Origin of the sequence: Bradyrhizobium sp. WSM2793, assembly GCF_000379585.1 — a bacterium.
Taxonomy (GTDB): Bacteria; Pseudomonadota; Alphaproteobacteria; order Rhizobiales; family Xanthobacteraceae; genus Bradyrhizobium.
The window spans coordinates 133914-149598 of the sequence record NZ_KB902775.1 but is presented as its reverse complement, the minus strand read 5'-3'; the positions used below and the strand labels follow the sequence as shown (position 1 = coordinate 149598).

The 15685-nt window shown below is 65.0% G+C and carries 15 protein-coding genes; 13 read left to right on the top strand and 2 right to left on the bottom strand.

Annotation, left to right across the window (positions count from 1 at the left end):
• The first annotated feature begins 3 nt into the window (after positions 1 to 3).
• From A3AS_RS0110855 to A3AS_RS0110835, 5 genes are all read left to right on the top strand, one after another.
• Positions 4 to 1224 (top strand): ABC transporter substrate-binding protein, encoded by a 1221-nt coding sequence (locus tag A3AS_RS0110855; protein ID WP_026201883.1) that lies wholly within the window; start codon positions 4 to 6, stop codon positions 1222 to 1224.
• Positions 1225 to 1300: 76 nt separating this feature from the next.
• Positions 1301 to 2164, top strand: coding sequence for a branched-chain amino acid ABC transporter permease (locus A3AS_RS0110850; RefSeq protein ID WP_018317616.1), 864 nt, complete (start codon positions 1301 to 1303; stop codon positions 2162 to 2164).
• 1 nt (position 2165) lies between these two features.
• Positions 2166 to 3134 carry a branched-chain amino acid ABC transporter permease gene (locus tag A3AS_RS0110845; RefSeq protein WP_018317615.1) on the top strand — a complete coding sequence of 323 codons (969 nt, stop codon included), beginning with the start codon at positions 2166 to 2168 and terminating at the stop codon, positions 3132 to 3134.
• 156 nt (positions 3135 to 3290) lie between these two features.
• Complete coding sequence (locus A3AS_RS0110840; RefSeq protein WP_018317614.1) at positions 3291 to 3935, top strand: DUF47 domain-containing protein; 645 nt, start codon at positions 3291 to 3293, stop codon at positions 3933 to 3935.
• Positions 3936 to 3946: 11 nt separating this feature from the next.
• Positions 3947 to 4954: an inorganic phosphate transporter gene (locus A3AS_RS0110835; RefSeq protein ID WP_018317613.1), complete on the top strand. Its 1008-nt coding sequence runs from the start codon at positions 3947 to 3949 to the stop codon at positions 4952 to 4954.
• On the opposite strand, the gene sugE is transcribed toward A3AS_RS0110835, so the two are convergent.
• Complete coding sequence (gene sugE, locus A3AS_RS0110830; RefSeq protein WP_018317612.1) at positions 4947 to 5261, bottom strand: quaternary ammonium compound efflux SMR transporter SugE; 315 nt, start codon at positions 5259 to 5261, stop codon at positions 4947 to 4949. The genes A3AS_RS0110835 and sugE overlap by 8 nt on opposite strands.
• 166 nt (positions 5262 to 5427) lie before the next feature.
• Between sugE and A3AS_RS0110825 the strand changes: the two genes are divergently transcribed.
• From A3AS_RS0110825 to A3AS_RS0110790, 8 genes are all read left to right on the top strand, one after another.
• A complete protein-coding gene (locus tag A3AS_RS0110825; protein WP_018317611.1) occupies positions 5428 to 7050 on the top strand; it encodes a peptide chain release factor 3 in 1623 nt (540 codons plus the stop codon).
• A gap of 98 nt (positions 7051 to 7148) precedes the next feature.
• On the top strand, positions 7149 to 7727 hold the full coding sequence (locus A3AS_RS0110820) for a hypothetical protein (protein ID WP_018317610.1): 579 nt from the start codon (positions 7149 to 7151) through the stop codon (positions 7725 to 7727).
• 70 nt (positions 7728 to 7797) lie between these two features.
• Entirely contained in the window at positions 7798 to 8382 is a 585-nt protein-coding gene (locus A3AS_RS0110815; protein WP_018317609.1) for an NnrU family protein, read from the top strand.
• A 73-nt stretch (positions 8383 to 8455) separates the two neighbouring features.
• Positions 8456 to 10048 (top strand): class I adenylate-forming enzyme family protein, encoded by a 1593-nt coding sequence (locus tag A3AS_RS0110810; RefSeq protein WP_026201882.1) that lies wholly within the window; start codon positions 8456 to 8458, stop codon positions 10046 to 10048.
• A gap of 166 nt (positions 10049 to 10214) precedes the next feature.
• The gene (locus tag A3AS_RS0110805; protein WP_018317607.1) at positions 10215 to 10868 is read left to right on the top strand and encodes a tetratricopeptide repeat protein; all 654 of its coding nucleotides are present in this window, start codon (positions 10215 to 10217) and stop codon (positions 10866 to 10868) included.
• 59 nt (positions 10869 to 10927) lie between these two features.
• Entirely contained in the window at positions 10928 to 11476 is a 549-nt protein-coding gene (locus tag A3AS_RS0110800) for a hypothetical protein (protein ID WP_018317606.1), read from the top strand.
• 48 nt (positions 11477 to 11524) lie between these two features.
• Positions 11525 to 12907 carry a ribosome biogenesis GTPase Der gene (der, locus tag A3AS_RS0110795; RefSeq protein ID WP_018317605.1) on the top strand — a complete coding sequence of 461 codons (1383 nt, stop codon included), beginning with the start codon at positions 11525 to 11527 and terminating at the stop codon, positions 12905 to 12907.
• Positions 12904 to 14160, top strand: a complete 1257-nt coding sequence (locus A3AS_RS0110790) for a TCR/Tet family MFS transporter (RefSeq protein ID WP_018317604.1) — start codon at positions 12904 to 12906, stop codon at positions 14158 to 14160. Before der ends, A3AS_RS0110790 begins: the two co-directional genes overlap by 4 nt.
• A 155-nt stretch (positions 14161 to 14315) precedes the next feature.
• On the opposite strand, the gene A3AS_RS0110785 is transcribed toward A3AS_RS0110790, so the two are convergent.
• Positions 14316 to 15542: an ABC transporter substrate-binding protein gene (locus A3AS_RS0110785; protein WP_018317603.1), complete on the bottom strand. Its 1227-nt coding sequence runs from the start codon at positions 15540 to 15542 to the stop codon at positions 14316 to 14318.
• Between the last annotated feature and the right edge of the window lie 143 nt (positions 15543 to 15685).

Here is a 15685-nt window from a genome sequence, read left to right as displayed (position 1 = left end):
ATTATGAAGCACAGCATTTCGGCAATGTTGCTCGGGACGGCCCTGGCGCTGGGCGCGGCAGGTGGCGCAGTCGCGCAGGACAAGAACATCAAGATCGGCGTGCTGACCGACAATTCGGGACTCTATGCCGATCTCGGTGGCGCTGGCTCGACCGTCGCCGCACAGATGGCGATCGAGGATTCCGGGCTCGCTGCCAAGGGCTGGAAGCTCGACCTGATCTCCGCCGACCATCAGAACAAGCCCGACATCGGCTCCACGATTGCTCGGCAATGGATCGACGTCGAGAAGGTCGACATCTTCATGGATGTCCTGAACTCCGGCGTCGCGCTCGCGGTCAACAATGTCGTCAAGGAGAAGAATTCGATCCTGATCGACACGGGTGCGGCGACGTCGGATCTCACCAACGCGCAATGCTCACCGAACACGATCCACTGGGTCTATGATACCTATATGCTGGCCAACAGTACCGGGCAGGCGCTGGTGAAGGCGGGCGGCGACACATGGTATTTTCTCACCGCGGACTACGCCTTTGGCCATGCCCTCGAGCGCGACACCGCCGCAGTCGTGGTGAAGTCGGGCGGCAAGGTGATCGGCAATGTCAAGCATCCCCTGAATACTGCCGACTTCTCGTCGTTCCTGCTTCAGGCGCAGGCCTCCAAAGCCAAGATCATCGGCATGGCGAATGCCGGCGGCGACACCACCAACACCATCAAGCAGGCGGCGGAGTTCGGCATCGTCTCGGGCGGCCAGAAGCTTGCGGGCCTGCTGCTCTTCATCACCGACGTGCACTCGCTCGGTCTGAAGGTGGCGCAGGGCCTGAATTTCACCGAGACCTTCTATTGGGACATGAACGACGGTACGCGCGCGTTCTCCAAGCGCTTCTCCGAGCGCATGAAGAACAAGGCGATGCCCTCGATGGTGCAGGCCGGCGTCTACTCGGGTCTGCTGCACTATTTCAAGGCGCTGGAGGCGATGGGCGGCAATCCGCATGACGGGGCCAAGGTGGTCGCCAAGATGAAGGAGACGCCGACGGACGATCCGCTGTTCGGCAAGGGAACGATCCGCGGGGACGGTCGCAAGCTGCATCCCGCCTATCTGTTCGAGGTCAAGAAGCCCGAGGAATCCAAAGGGCCCTGGGACTATTACAAGCTGATCGGCACGACGGCCGCGGATCAGGCGTTCCGGCCGCTGTCCGAGAGCGTCTGTCCGCTCGTGAAGAAGTAAGTGTGATGATGCGAGCCGGCGCTACGGCGCCGGCTTGCTCTTGGGGAACGACGAGAAGGGACCGGGTGCGGGATCGATGCAGGCTCTATACGCTCAGCTACTGGTGGGACTGATCAACGGCTCGTTCTACGCGCTGCTCAGTCTCGGGCTTGCCGTGATTTTCGGCATGCTGAACATCATCAATTTCGCCCATGGCGCGCTCTACATGATGGGCGCCTTCGTTGCCTATTTCCTGTTGAGCCTCGGTGGCATCAACTACTGGTGGGCACTGCTGATCGCACCCGTGATCGTCGGCATCTTCGGCATGATCCTGGAAAGGACCATGCTGCAATGGCTGACCGGGCTCGACCATCTCTACGGCCTGCTCCTGACCTTCGGCATCGCGCTGATCGTGCAGGGCGTGTTCCAGAATTATTTCGGCTCCTCCGGCCTGCCTTACGCCATTCCGGACCAGCTCAAGGGCGGCATGAATCTGGGCTTCATGTTCTTGCCGATCTATCGCGGCTGGGTGGTCGTGTTCTCGCTGGTCGTATGTCTGGCGACATGGTTCCTGATCGAGAAGACCCAGCTCGGCGCTTACCTGCGCGCCGCCACCGAAAATCCGACGCTGGTGCGTGCCTTCGGCATCAACGTGCCGCGCATGATCACGCTGACCTATGGTCTCGGCGTCGGCCTTGCCGCGCTCGCGGGCGTGCTGTCGGCGCCGATCAACCAGGTGCGACCGCTGATGGGCGCCGACCTGATTATCGTGGTGTTCGCGGTGGTCGTGATCGGCGGCATGGGTTCGATCATGGGCTCCATCATCACCGGCTTCGCGCTCGGCGTGATCGAGGGTCTGACCAAGTATTTCTATCCCGAGGCCTCCAACACCGTCGTGTTCGTGCTGATGGTGCTGGTGCTCTTGGTGAAGCCAACGGGATTGACGGGAAGGGCGGCCTGATATGACAACCCTGACGGACGACACGCTGCCGGTGCCCCCTCGCGCGATGCGCGACGAGATGATCGCTTTCGTAGTGATGGCGCTGCTGCTGGCGTCGGTACCATTCACGGGCGTCTACCCGTTCTTCGTGATGCAGGCGCTGTGCTTTGCGCTGCTCGCCTGCGCCTTCAATCTGCTGGTCGGCTATGGCGGCCTGCTGTCGTTCGGCCACGCCATGTTCCTGGGGACCGCTGGCTATTGCTGCGCGCATGCGCTGAAAGTGTGGGCGTTGCCGCCTGAGCTCGGCATCCTCGTCGGCATCGCCGCGGCTTTCGTGCTCTCGATCATCACCGGCTACATCTCGATCCGCCGCCAGGGCATCTATTTCTCGATGATCACCCTGGCTCTGTCACAACTCCTGTACTTCATCTACCTCCAGGCCCCGTTCACCCACGGTGAGGACGGCATCCAGGGCATCCCGCAGGGACGCATGTTCGGCGTCTTCGATCTGTCCAAGCCGACGGTGCTCTATTACGTCGTGCTGGTCGGGTTCCTTGCCGGCTTCCTGTTGATCTACCGCATCATCAACTCGCCGTTCGGCGAGGTGCTGAAGTCGATCCGGGAGAACGAGCAGCGCGCGATTTCGCTGGGCTACCGCACCGACCAGTACAAGTTCCTGGCCTTCGTGCTGTCGGGAACGCTGGCCGGTTTTGCCGGTGCGCTGAAGGTCTTTGTGGCGCAGAACGCCTCGCTCACCGACGTCCATTGGTCGATGTCGGGCGAGGTCGTGCTGATGACGCTGGTTGGCGGCCTCGGAACCATCTTCGGCCCCGTGGTCGGTGCCTTCGCGATCATCGCCATGCAGCAATATCTCGCCGGCTTCGGCCAATGGGTGACGGTGATCCAGGGCTCGATCTTCGTGGTCTGCGTGCTCACCTTCCGCCGCGGCGTCATCGGCGAAATCGCGCATTACTTCCGGAGATCGCTCTAACTGGTTGATTTGAAATCGGTTTGCCGGCCGCTTGAAAGCGGTGGATGATCCGGCTCCACGGGCGTGAGATGACACGCGCGCGGATCGAAAATGGTCTATGACAGTTTCATGACGGCCTGACAGGGCCGGGCCATTTCCAACCGGTAGCCTACCCCCATGATGCGATGGTTTCGTGCTTTCCTGCCCAAGGAAGAACGGTTCTTTGACCTGTTTGACCGGCATGCCCAGACGGTGATCCAGGGCTCCATCGCGCTCCAGGGCATGCTGAACGGGGGCGAGGAGACGCCGGTCTATTGCCAGCGCGTCAACCAGTTCGAGAATGATGCCGACAACATCACCCGCGAGGTGCTGACGGCGGTGCGCCGCACCTTCATCACCCCGTTCGACCGCGGCGACATCAAGAACCTGATCACGTCGATGGACGACGCCATCGACCAGATGCAGCAGACCGCCAAGGCGGTGATGCTGTTCGAGGTCCGCACCTTCGAGCCGCCCATGCGCGAGATCGGCGGGCTATTGATCGAATGCGCCAATCTGGTCGGCCGCGCGCTGCCGCTCATGCAATCAATCGGCCCGAACGTCGCCATGCTGACCGCGATCACGGAGGAGCTCGGCAAGCTCGAGGGCCGCGTCGACGATCTCCACGACATCGGTCTGAAGGAGCTGTTCCTCAAGCATCGCGACGGCAATGCGATGGACTTCATCGTCGGCGTCGAGATCTACGACCACCTCGAGAAGGTGGCGGATCGCTTCGACGACGTCGCGAACGAGATCAACAGCATCGTCATCGAGCAAGTTTAGGGCAGGCCGCTGTGGATGCCGCGTTGGGTCTTCCCGTCCTGGTCGGCTTGATCGCCGTCGCGCTGCTGTTCGATTTCCTGAACGGCCTGCACGACGCCGCCAATTCGATCGCGACCATCGTCTCGACCCGCGTGCTGCGGCCGCAATTCGCGGTGTTCTGGGCCGCGTTCTTCAATTTCGTCGCCTTCATGGTGTTCGGACTGCACGTCGCCCAGACCATCGGCACCGGTATCATCGATCCCTCGATCGTCGATGCCCAGGTGATCTTCGCGGCCCTGGTCGGCGCCATCGTCTGGAACCTCGTGACCTGGGCGCTCGGCATCCCGTCCTCGTCGTCGCATGCGCTGATCGGCGGGCTCGTCGGCGGCGGCATGGCCAAAGCCGGGATCTCGGCTGCGGTGTGGAGCGGATTGAGCAAGACGGTACTGGCGATCGTGCTGTCGCCGCTGATCGGCTTCCTGCTGGCGATGATGCTGGTGGCGATCGTGTCCTGGGCCTCGGTGCGCTCGACGCCGTTCGCGGTCGATCGCGCCTTCCGCATCCTGCAATTCGCCTCCGCCTCGCTCTATTCGCTCGGCCATGGCGGCAACGACGCGCAGAAGACCATGGGCATCATCGCGGTGCTGCTCTATTCGCAGGGCCATCTCGGCAGCGACTTCTCGGTGCCGTTCTGGGTGGTGCTGTCCTGCCAGGCGGCGATGGCGCTGGGCACGCTGATGGGCGGCTGGCGCATCGTCCGCACCATGGGCCTGCGCATCACCAAATTGACTCCCATGCAGGGCTTTTGCGCCGAGACCGGCGGGGCCGCGACTTTGTTCATGGCGACCTATCTTGGGGTTCCCGTCTCCACCACGCACACCATCACCGGCGCCATCGTCGGCGTCGGCGCCGCCCGCCGCGTCTCGGCGGTGCGCTGGAACGTTGCCAGCTCGATCGTCTACGCCTGGGTGATCACGATCCCGGCCTCGGCCGTCGTAGCGGCGCTGACCTGGTGGGCGGTCAAGATCTTCGTCAAGTAACCAGCTTCAGCCCGACGATCCCGGCAACGATCAGGGCGATGCTGGCAAGACGAAGGGCGGTGGCCGGCTCCCCGAACAGGACAATGCCCAGCGTTGCGGTGCCGACCGCGCCGATGCCGGTCCACACCGCATAGGCGGTTCCGACGGGCAGCGATTTGAGGGCGAGGCCGAGCAGGATGACGCTGCCAGCCATGGCCGCGAGCGTGACGACGGACGGAACAAGTCTGCTAAAACCCTCGGTGTATTTCAGGCCGATCGCCCAGGTGATCTCGAGAAGACCCGCGACGAACAGGATGCTCCAGGCCATGACGACCCTCCCTTCAAGGCAGGGTCGTCCCCGCGGCTGATGGGCGGGGAGGCCGTCCTCCCCCCAAGGCCAGTATGGCCAAGGCCGATATGGGGCTGGCCGGAAGGCTCCGCAATCACCAAATGAGGCTTGATCAGGCCCGTTTTCCCTGCCACACGCTCCCGCCATGTCCGACATCGCCACCACCACAGCCGAATCGCCGGCCCGTTCCCCGCTTGCCGCTGAAGTGGCGCGGCGGCGCACGTTTGCGATCATCTCCCATCCCGACGCCGGCAAGACCACGCTGACCGAAAAGCTGCTGCTGTTCGGCGGCGCCATCAACCTGGCCGGCCAGGTCAAGGCCAAGGGCGAGCGGCGCAACACGCGATCGGACTGGATGAAGATCGAGCGCGAGCGCGGTATCTCTGTCGTGACCTCGGTGATGACCTTCGAGTTCGAAGGGCTCGTGTTCAACCTGCTGGACACGCCGGGCCACGAGGACTTTTCGGAAGACACCTATCGCACGCTGACCGCGGTCGATTCCGCCGTGATGGTGATCGACGCCGCCAAGGGCATCGAGGCGCGCACCCGAAAGCTGTTCGAGGTGTGTCGTCTTCGTGATATCCCGATCATCACCTTCATCAACAAGATGGATCGCGAGAGCCGCGACGTGTTCGAGCTGCTCGACGAGATCGAGAAGACGCTGGCGCTCGACACCACGCCGATGACCTGGCCGGTCGGCCGCGGCCGCGACTTCCTCGGCACTTACGACGTCGCCAATGGCGGCGTGCGCCTGCTCGAAGGCGGCGGTGCCAAGACCGGCGCGGCGCAGCAGATCGAGATCGCCGAGCTCGCCAAGCTCAATGCCAATCTCGATGTCTCCGCGGTCAAGGACGAGCTTGAGCTCGTCACCGAAGCGTCAAAACCGTTCGAGCTCGACGCGTTCCGCGAGGGCCATCTGACGCCGGTCTATTTCGGCAGCGCGCTGCGCAATTTCGGCGTCGGCGACCTGCTGGAAGGCCTCGGCAAGTTCGCGCCCGAGCCGCGCGCGCAGGACAGCGACCAGCGCAAGGTCGAGGCCACCGATCCGCGCATGAGCGCCTTCGTGTTCAAGATCCAGGCCAACATGGATCCCAACCACCGCGACCGCATCGCGTTTGCGCGTCTCTGCTCGGGCAAGCTCAGCCGCGGCATGAAGGCCAAGCTGGTGCGCACCGGCAAGAGCATGCCGCTGTCGAGCCCGCAATTCTTCTTCGCCCAGGACCGTTCGGTCGCGGATGAAGCCTTCGCCGGCGACGTCGTCGGCATTCCCAATCACGGCACGCTGCGCATCGGCGACACGCTGACCGAGGGCGAGGATTTCAACTTCGTCGGCGTGCCGAGTTTCGCGCCGGAAATCGTCCGCCGCGTCCGTCTCACCGACGCGATGAAGGCCAAGAAGCTGAAGGAAGCGCTGCAGCAGATGTCGGAAGAGGGCGTGGTGCAGGTGTTCCGCCCGCGCGACGGAGCGCCGGCGCTGGTGGGTGTCGTCGGCGCGCTCCAGCTCGACGTGCTGAAGGCACGGCTGGAGGCGGAATATTCACTGCCGGTCGAGTTCGAGGTCAGCGAATTCCAGCTCGCGCGCTGGGTCTCCTCGGAGGACCGCAAGAAGCTCGACACCTTCATCGCCGCCAACACCTCCAGCATCGCCGACGACGTCGACGGCGATCCCGTGTATCTGGCGCGGAACGAATTCTATCTCGGCTACACCAAAGAACGCGCCGAGGGCATCGAATTCACCAACGTCAAGGACGTCAAGAAGAAGGGGTAGGGTGGGCCTGCCGCTCGCGCGCGAGCATGTGAACGCGCGCGGACTTGACGCATTCATGGACAATGCCACCTTTTCTGGTGGCATTGCGAGCTCACTCCATGTGGCGCGGCTTCCTTGTTTTTCTCCTGCTGACGATCTCGACGATCGCCGCCGACGCGCAGCGACGCCAGATCAATCCAATCCCGTTTGCGCACGAGCCGTGCAGCGTGCTCGACTATCGGCCCTGCACGCCGTCCTATTGCAGCCCGCTCGAGCCCGGCCCCTGCATTCCCGAGATCGACTATCCCTATGGGCAAAATCTTCAGCTGACGATCGAGAGCGTGCCCTCCGAAGTCGATCGCGCCAAGTATCGGAAGCCGGATCACGATCTCGACACGATCGGCGATCTCTTCGCCGAGCTACGCACCTGCTGGTCGCCGCCATCAGACGGTGCGCGCGCGGGCATGCAGATGTCGGTGCGTTTCAGTTTCAACAAGGCGGGCGGCCTGATCGGTCCGCCGCGCCTGACATTCGCAACCACCGGCGTTCCGGCCGACACCCGCGCGACCTATCTGAAGGCGATCAACGCCTCGCTGAACGCCTGCCTGCCGCTGAAATTCACTGGCGGACTCGCCGGTGCCCTGGCCGGGCGGCCGATCGCGATCCGATATGTCGACAATCGGCAGATCGGCCAGTAGCGCACGAGTTGCGAGCAGCCGCCAATCGATGATACCTCAGTGGCGGGGGCTGCATTGCGGGGAGGATGTCGTGGGTCTGCTGGTCATGATCCTGGGGCTGGTGCTGTTCTTCGCCACCCATGTTTTCACCACCAAACGTGAGGCGCGTGCGCAGGCAATCGCAAGGCTGGGCGAGGGGACCTACAAGATCCTCTATGCCGTGGTCTCGCTCGCGGGTCTCGCGTTGATCATCTGGGGCTTTGCGCATTACCGCAGCTCCGGCTGGATCGACGTCTGGTATCCGCCGAAGGCGATGAAGCACATCACGCTCGCGCTGATGCTGCCCGCGGTCATCCTGGTGGTCGCCTCTTATCTGCGCGGCCGGATCTACGCGACGCTGAAGCATCCGATGCTGGCCGGCATCAAGCTGTGGGCGGCGGCGCATCTTTTGGCCAACGGCGATCTCGGCTCCATCATCCTGTTCGGCTCGTTCCTGGGCTGGGCGGTGTATGACCGCATTTCGCTCAAGCATCGCACCGACGCCGGCGGCCCCCCGATCCCGGTGGGCGGCGTCAGCAATGATCTGATTGCGGTCGTCGTCGGCGTCGTCGCCTATCTCGCGCTAGCCTTCGCGTTCCATCCGGTCGTGATCGGTGTTCCCGTGATCGGGGTCTAGCCGGTCAGCACAAGACGAAACCCCGATGTCCATGCGCGGAAGCTGATAAGAGCAACAAACCGAGGGCCCTTCGATGGACTGGTCGCAATCTCAGATCCCGCCGATGCGGTTCGAGGCGCGCTTCGGCGACCGGGTGGTGCCGGCATTTTCGGATCGGCCGGCGAGCGTGTGGGCGATGATCGCGGAGGCGCGCGATCGCAATGCCGAAGGCGAGGCACTGATCGCAGGCAATGTCCGGCTGAGCTGGCGGCAGGCCGTGGAGCAGGCTGCGCGGATCGCCGCGGGCTTCCGCAAGCTTGGCCTGCAACGGGGCGACCGCGTCGCGATCCTGCTCGGCAACCGCATCGAATTCCCGCTGCTGCTGTTTGCCGCCGCGCATGAGGGGCTGGTCACCGTGCTGCTCAGCACGCGCCAGCAGAAGCCGGAGATCGCCTATGTCCTCGCCGATTGCGGCGCCAAGATCCTGATCCACGAAGCAGGCCTCGCAGAGCGGCTGCCCGATGCGGAGGAGGTGCCCGATGTGATCCACCGCATCGCCGTCGATGACGATCCGGCTCGCTCACGTTTCGCCGAGCTCGCCGACAACCCGTCGGCGCCTGCGCCGATCGAGGTGAGCGAAGAGGACACCGCGATGATCCTCTACACCTCGGGCACGACAGGCAGGCCGAAGGGCGCGATGCTGGCCCATTGCAACATCGTCCATTCCTCGATGGTGTTCGTGTCCTGCCTGCAATTGACGCAAACGGATCGCTCGATCGCGGCGGTGCCGCTCGGCCATGTCACCGGAATCGTCGCCAACATCACGACGATGATCCGCTGCGGCGGGGCGCTGATCATCATGCCCGAGTTCAAGGCCGCCGATTACCTCAAGCTCGCCGCGCGCGAGCGCGTCACCTACACAGTGATGGTGCCGGCGATGTACAATCTCTGCCTGCTGCAGCCGGATTTCGACAGCTACGATCTGTCGAGCTGGCGCATCGGCGGCTTTGGCGGGGCGCCGATGCCGGTCGCGACCATCGAGAAGCTCAAGGCGACAATTCCCGGCCTGAAGCTGATGAACTGCTACGGCGCGACCGAGACGACGTCGCCCTCGACGATCATGCCGGGCGAGCTGACCGAGAGCCACATCGACAGCGTCGGCCTGCCCTGCCCCGGCGCGCGCATCGTCGCGATGGATCCGAGCGGGCGCGAGCTGCCGCACGGGGAGATCGGCGAGCTCTGGATCCAGAGCGCCTCCGTCATCAAGGGCTATTGGAATAATCCCAAAGCCACCGCCGAGAGCTTCACCAGCGGGTTCTGGCACTCCGGCGATCTCGGCTCGGTCGATGCGGAAGGGTTCGTCCGCGTGTTCGACCGCCAGAAGGACATGATCAATCGCGGCGGCCTGAAGATCTATTCGGCCGAGGTGGAATCCGTGCTGGCCGGCCATCCCGCCGTGATCGAGAGCGCGATCATCGCCAAGGCGTGCCCGGTGCTGGGCGAGCGCGTCCACGCCGTGGTGGTGACGCGCGCGCCGGTCGCCGGCGAGGCCCTGCGCGCCTGGTGCGCGGAGCGTCTGTCCGACTACAAGGTTCCCGAGACCCTGGCGATCACACCTGAGCCGCTGCCGCGCAACGCCAACGGCAAGGTGCTGAAGCGGCAGCTCCGGGAGCTCCTGGGCCCTTGAGCCGGGCAGGGCCATCCGGGCTCTCCTGGGCGGTTAACGCCTTGATCGGGCTCGCTTTGCCTTGCCACCGCCATATCGTTAGGGTACCTCGCCGCCACGTGGGGGATGGGATTCCTGACGCGAACGCTTCGGCGCGCGTACCCGGACGGGCATGGGATTAGCATAAGTGTCTGAATTATTTGACGAAGTCGACGAGGAAGTACGTCGCGAACAGCTCAAGAAGCTGTGGGATAGATTTTCGATCTACTTCATCGCCCTGATGGTGCTGGTCGTTGCCGGCGTCGGCGGCTGGCGCGGTTATCAATATCTGGAAGCCAAGAAGGCCGCCGAGGCCGGTGCCGCCTTCGAGAAGGCGGCGGAGCTGTCTGACCAGGACAAGCATGCCGAGGCCGAGGCCGCCTTCACCGAGCTCGCCGCCAAGGCGCCCTCGGGTTATCGCACCCTGGCGCGGCTGCGCGCCGCAGCCGAGGCGGCGCCCCGTGACGCCAAGGCTGCGGCCAAGATGTATGACGACATCGCTGCCGACCGCAGCGTCGGTGGTGAGTGGCAGGATCTGGCCAAGATCCGCGCCGCCGGCCTGGTGCTCGACAGCGCCAGCTATGCCGACATGCAGCAGCGGCTGGAGCCTTCCGCCGCCCCCAAATCGACCTTCCGCCACACCGCCCGCGAGATGCTGGCGCTGTCGGCCTGGCGCAACAACGACATGACGGCGGCCCGCAAATGGCTCGACGCGATTGGTGAAGACGGCGAAACGCCGCCCGGCCTGCGCTCACGCGCCGAGGCGCTCCAGGCCCTGCTGCCGCCCGTCGCCAAGAGCTGAGCAAATAGAGCTGAGCAAGAAGAGCTGACGACGGCTCCCTGACCTAGACGAGACACGATATGCGCCGCACGCCACGCTTGATCGCAGCCGCCGTCCTGATCGCCTTCACGGGCGTCCTGGGCGGCTGCTCCAGCTTCGATCCAAGCGACATGCTCGACTTCCTCGACACCAAGAAGAAGCTGCCGGGCGACCGCAAGCCGGTCTTCCCGGAGGGCGTGCCGGGCCTCGAGCAGGGCGTTCCGAAGGACCTGTACAAGGGCGCGCAGCAGCAGCCCGATCCGAACGCGCCCGCCGTCGCGGCTCTGCCCGCCGAACCGCCGCCCGAGGCCAAGCCGGCGAAGGGTGCCAAGGCGAAGCACACGAGGCAGCCGGCCGCCGCAGCCGCAGCGCCGACGGACGCGCCCGCTGGCGAAGTTGACGGCGAGGCCCAGCCGGAAGCGGCGCCGGCCACGGCCGCTCCGCCGCCCAAGCACAAGATCGTCCGCAAGCGCACCACTGCGCCGCCGCCGGATCAGCCGGTCCAGCAGGCGCAACCGACCCAGACCACGCAGCAGCAGACGCAGGGCGGCTTCCCGGCGCCGCTGCCGAGCGGCAACTTCTCGCGCTAATTTTTCCTTTCATTGACAGGCGCAGCCCCGGCAGCGCACGAATGACCGATGTCCTTCACGATCGCCATCATCGGCCGGCCCAATGTCGGCAAATCGACGCTGTTCAACCGCCTGGTCGGACAGAAGCTCGCGCTCGTCGACGATCTGCCGGGCGTCACCCGCGACCGCCGCGAGGGTGAGGCGAGGCTCGGCGATCTCGAATTCACCATCATCGATACCGCAGGCCTCGACGAGGGCGCCAAGGGCTCGCTGACCGCGCGCATGCAGGAGCAGACCGAGACCGCGATCGCGCAGGCCGATGCGCTGTTCTTCGTCATCGATGCCCGCGTCGGCCTCACGCCCACCGACCGCGCCTTCGCCGATTTCGCCCGCAAGGCCAACAAGCCCGTGCTGCTGGTCGCCAACAAGAGCGAGGGCAAGCACGGCGATGCCGGCGCGATGGAATCCTTCGCGCTCGGCCTTGGCGATCCCATCCAGATCTCGGCCGAGCATGGCGAGGGCATGGGCGAGCTCTACGATGAGCTCGCCAAGCTGATGCCAGAGCCCGTCGACGACGACGAGACCGAGGACGACGAGCCGCTCACCGAGGAAGAGGCCGCGACGCGCCCGATCCGGGTCGCCATCGTCGGCCGGCCCAATGCCGGCAAGTCGACGCTGATCAACCATCTGCTCGGCGAGGAACGCCTGCTGACGAGCCCGGAGGCCGGCACGACGCGCGATTCCATCGCGGTCGAGATCAACTGGAAGGGCCGCGAGTTTCGCGTGTTCGACACTGCAGGTCTCCGCCGGCGCTCCCGCATCGAGGAGAAGCTGGAAAAGCTCTCGGTCGCCGACGCCCTGCGCGCGGTCCGTTTTGCCGAAGTCGTCGTGATGATGATGGATTCGCAGAACCGCTTCGAGGAGCAGGATTTGCGCATCGCCGATCTGATCGAGCGCGAGGGCCGCGCGGTGGTGCTCGCCGTCAACAAATGGGACCTAATGGAGAGCAAGGGGGGCGGTGCGATCTCGGGTCTGCGTCGCGATGCGGACCATTGGCTGCCGCAGATCAAGGGCGTGCCGATCGTCGCGGTCTCGGGCCTGATGGGCGAGGGCATCGATCGGCTGATGCAGGCGATCCAGGACGCCTACGCGCTTTGGAACCGGCGCGTGTCGACGTCGGCATTGAACCGCTGGTTCGAGCAGGCGGTTCAGGCCAATCCGCCGCCGGCCGTGTCCGGCCGACGGCTCAAGCTCAATTACATCACGCAGACCAAGGCGCGCCCGCCGAGCTTCGTGCTGTTCTGCTCGCGCGCTGACGCGGTGCCGCAGTCCTATTTGCGTTACCTCATCAATTCCATGCGCGAGACCTTCGAGCTGCCGGGCACGCCGGTGCGCATCACCTTGCGCGAGAAGGCCAATCCCTTCGCGCACAAGCGCAAGCGGCCGTCGTGAGTGACGGCGCCAGCGAGGCGGCGGCGCAAGGCGCTGTGCCGGTCCAGCGCGGTGCGGTCGCCTTCATCTTCGTCACCATCCTCCTGGACATGCTCGCGCTCGGCGTCATCATGCCGATCCTGCCGAAGCTGATCGAGAGCTTCGTCGACAACGATACCGCCCACGCCGCCCGCATCTTCGGCCTGTTCGGTACCGCCTGGGCGCTGATGCAGTTCGTGTTCTCGCCGTTGCTCGGCGCGCTGTCGGATCGTTTCGGGCGGCGGCCGGTGGTCCTGCTGTCGAATTTCGGGCTCGCGGCCGACTACGTGCTGATGGCGCTGGCGCCGTCCCTGGTGTGGTTGTTCGTCGGCCGGGTCATCTCGGGGATCACTTCGGCCAGCATCTCGACGGCGTTTGCCTATATCGCCGACATCACGCCGCCGGAGCGGCGCGCGGCGGTCTTCGGCCGGATTGGAGCGGCGTTCGGCGCCGGCTTCATCCTGGGGCCAGCGCTCGGCGGCCTGCTCGGCGACATCGATCCGCGCCTGCCGTTCTGGGCGTCGGCGGCCCTCAGCTTCGCCAATGCCCTCTACGGTCTGTTCGTCCTGCCGGAATCGCTCGCGCCCGACAAGCGCGCGCCGTTCCGCTGGCGAAGTGCCAGTCCGCTCGGCGCGCTCCGCCTGCTGCGCTCCAATGCGGTGCTCGCTGCGTTGTCCGTCGTCAATTTCATCGCGCAGGTCGCGCATGTCGTGCTGCCCTCGACCTTCGTGCTCTATGCGACCTATCGCTACGGCTGGGATTCCAAGACCGTGGGACTGACGCTGGCGATGGTCGGCATCTGCGCCATGGTGGTGCAGGGGCTTGCGATCGGCCCGATCGTGCGCGTGCTCGGCGAGCGGAACGCGCTGTTGCTGGGCCTGTGTTGTGGCGCGCTCGGCTTCGTCGTCCTGGGCGCTGCGCCGACCGGGCCGCTGTCCTGGATCGGGATTCCCATTCTGGCGCTGTGGGGCATCTCGGGTGCTGCGTCGCAAGCATTGATGACGCGGCTGGTCTCAGCCGATCAGCAGGGCCAGCTCCAGGGCGCGACCGCGAGCGTGCAGAGCGTGTCGCAGCTCGTCGGCCCGTTCCTGTTCACGCTGACCTTTTCCTATTTCATCAGCGCCGGGGCGCCGCTGCATCTGCCCGGCGCACCGTTCCTGCTCGCGGCAGCGCTCATGGTGGTCTGCGTAGCGATCGCGGTGCGGACGCTGGGGGCGGCGAAGACGGGATCGTAGGGTGGGCAAAGGCGCGCAGCGCCGTGCCCACCCTCTGTTCGTGATAGCAAGAAGTCGTGGGCACGCTTCGCTTTGCCCACCCTACGGCAGCGGAGAAGGCCGCGCGAGATCCCGGGTTCGATGCTTCGCATCGCCCCGGGATGACCGCTACGCGGTCACTTTTTCACCAGCGGACAATCGCTGTCCTTGAGCGGCTTTGCTGCGTCTTCGGCGGAGATCGTGGCGATCTGCTTGTAATAGTCCCACGGCCCCTTCGACTCCTCGGGCTTCTTCACCTCGAACAGGTAGGCCGGGATGAGGCGGCGGCCGTCCTGGCGCAGCGGGCCGTTGCCGAACAGCGGATCGTCGGTCGGCAGCTCCTTCATCTTGGCGACGACCTTGGCGCCGTCATGCGGATTGCCGCCGAGCGCGTCCATCGCCTTGAGATAGTGCAGCACCATCGCGTAGTTGCCGGCCTGCGTCATCGACGGCATCGCGTTCTTGCTGGCCAGCGCCGAGAAGCGCTTGGACCATTCGCGGGTCTTGTCGTTCAGGTCCCAGTAGAACGATTCGGTGAAGGTCAGGCCCTGCGCGGTCTTGAGCCCCAGCGAGTGCACGTCGTTGATGAACAGCAGCAGCGCCGCAAGCTTCTGGCCGCCCTGGACGATGCCGAACTCGGCCGCCTGCTTGATGGCATTGGTGGTGTCGCCGCCGGCGTTGGCGAGGCCGATGATCTTGGCCTTCGACGACTGCGCCTGGAGCAGGAAGGAGGAGAAGTCCGCGGTGTTGAGCGGGTGCTTGACGCCGCCGAGCAGCTTGCCGCCATTGGCGGTGACGACGGCGCTGGTGTCGCGCTCCAGCGCGTGACCGAACGCGTAGTCGGCGGTGAGGAAGAACCAGCTGTCGCCGCCGGCCTTGGTCAGCGCCTTGCCGGTGCCGTTGGCGAGCATGTAGGTGTCATAGGTGTAGGAGACCGTGTTGGGCGTGCAGGCCTTGCCGGTGAGATCCGCGGTGGCAGCGCCCGAATTGAGCAGCACTGCATTCTTTTCCTTGACGAGGTTGCTGACCGCCAGCGCGACGCCGGAGCTCGGCGTGTCCGCGATCGCATCGACCTTGTCGTTGTCGATCCACTGCCGGGCGATGTTGACGCCGACGTCGGGCTTGTTCTGGTGATCGCCGCTCAGCACCTCGATCTTCCAGCCCTTCTTGAGCAAGCCGGAATCCTCGACCGCCATCTTGATCGCAACCACGGAGTTGGGGCCGCCGATGTCGGCATAGAGGCTCGACATGTCGTTGAGCACGCCGATCTTGACGGTCTTGTCCTGCGCGTAGGCGGATGTTGCAAAACCGAAGGCGGCACAGGCCAGAAGGGCGGCGGAGCGGCGCGCGAACGTCGTCGTCATAAAAGGTTTCCTCCATTGTCAAATATGCGGACTGCTCTCTTGCGGAGCCTTGTTCCGGCTGATTGGCTCTAGCCTGTCCCAGGGCCGGCGGCAATGCGCCTAAAGCCGGATGACGCTGCGTCGTAGCGTCATCCGTCGGTTAA

Excerpts from the sequence above, each read along its gene's own strand:
- A3AS_RS0110800 (WP_018317606.1), top strand. The coding sequence starts at position 10,928 with ATGCGCCGCACGCCACGCTTGATCGCAGCCGCCGTCCTGATCGCCTTC.
- A3AS_RS0110840 (WP_018317614.1), top strand. The coding sequence starts at position 3,291 with ATGATGCGATGGTTTCGTGCTTTCCTGCCCAAGGAAGAACGGTTCTTT.
- sugE (WP_018317612.1), bottom strand. The coding sequence starts at position 5,261 with ATGGCCTGGAGCATCCTGTTCGTCGCGGGTCTTCTCGAGATCACCTGG.
- A3AS_RS0110855 (WP_026201883.1), top strand. The coding sequence starts at position 4 with ATGAAGCACAGCATTTCGGCAATGTTGCTCGGGACGGCCCTGGCGCTG.
- A3AS_RS0110845 (WP_018317615.1), top strand. The coding sequence starts at position 2,166 with ATGACAACCCTGACGGACGACACGCTGCCGGTGCCCCCTCGCGCGATG.
- A3AS_RS0110820 (WP_018317610.1), top strand. The coding sequence starts at position 7,149 with ATGTGGCGCGGCTTCCTTGTTTTTCTCCTGCTGACGATCTCGACGATC.
- A3AS_RS0110810 (WP_026201882.1), top strand. The coding sequence starts at position 8,456 with ATGGACTGGTCGCAATCTCAGATCCCGCCGATGCGGTTCGAGGCGCGC.
- A3AS_RS0110825 (WP_018317611.1), top strand. The coding sequence starts at position 5,428 with ATGTCCGACATCGCCACCACCACAGCCGAATCGCCGGCCCGTTCCCCG.
- A3AS_RS0110785 (WP_018317603.1), bottom strand. The coding sequence starts at position 15,542 with ATGACGACGACGTTCGCGCGCCGCTCCGCCGCCCTTCTGGCCTGTGCC.
- der (WP_018317605.1), top strand. The coding sequence starts at position 11,525 with ATGTCCTTCACGATCGCCATCATCGGCCGGCCCAATGTCGGCAAATCG.
- A3AS_RS0110850 (WP_018317616.1), top strand. The coding sequence starts at position 1,301 with ATGCAGGCTCTATACGCTCAGCTACTGGTGGGACTGATCAACGGCTCG.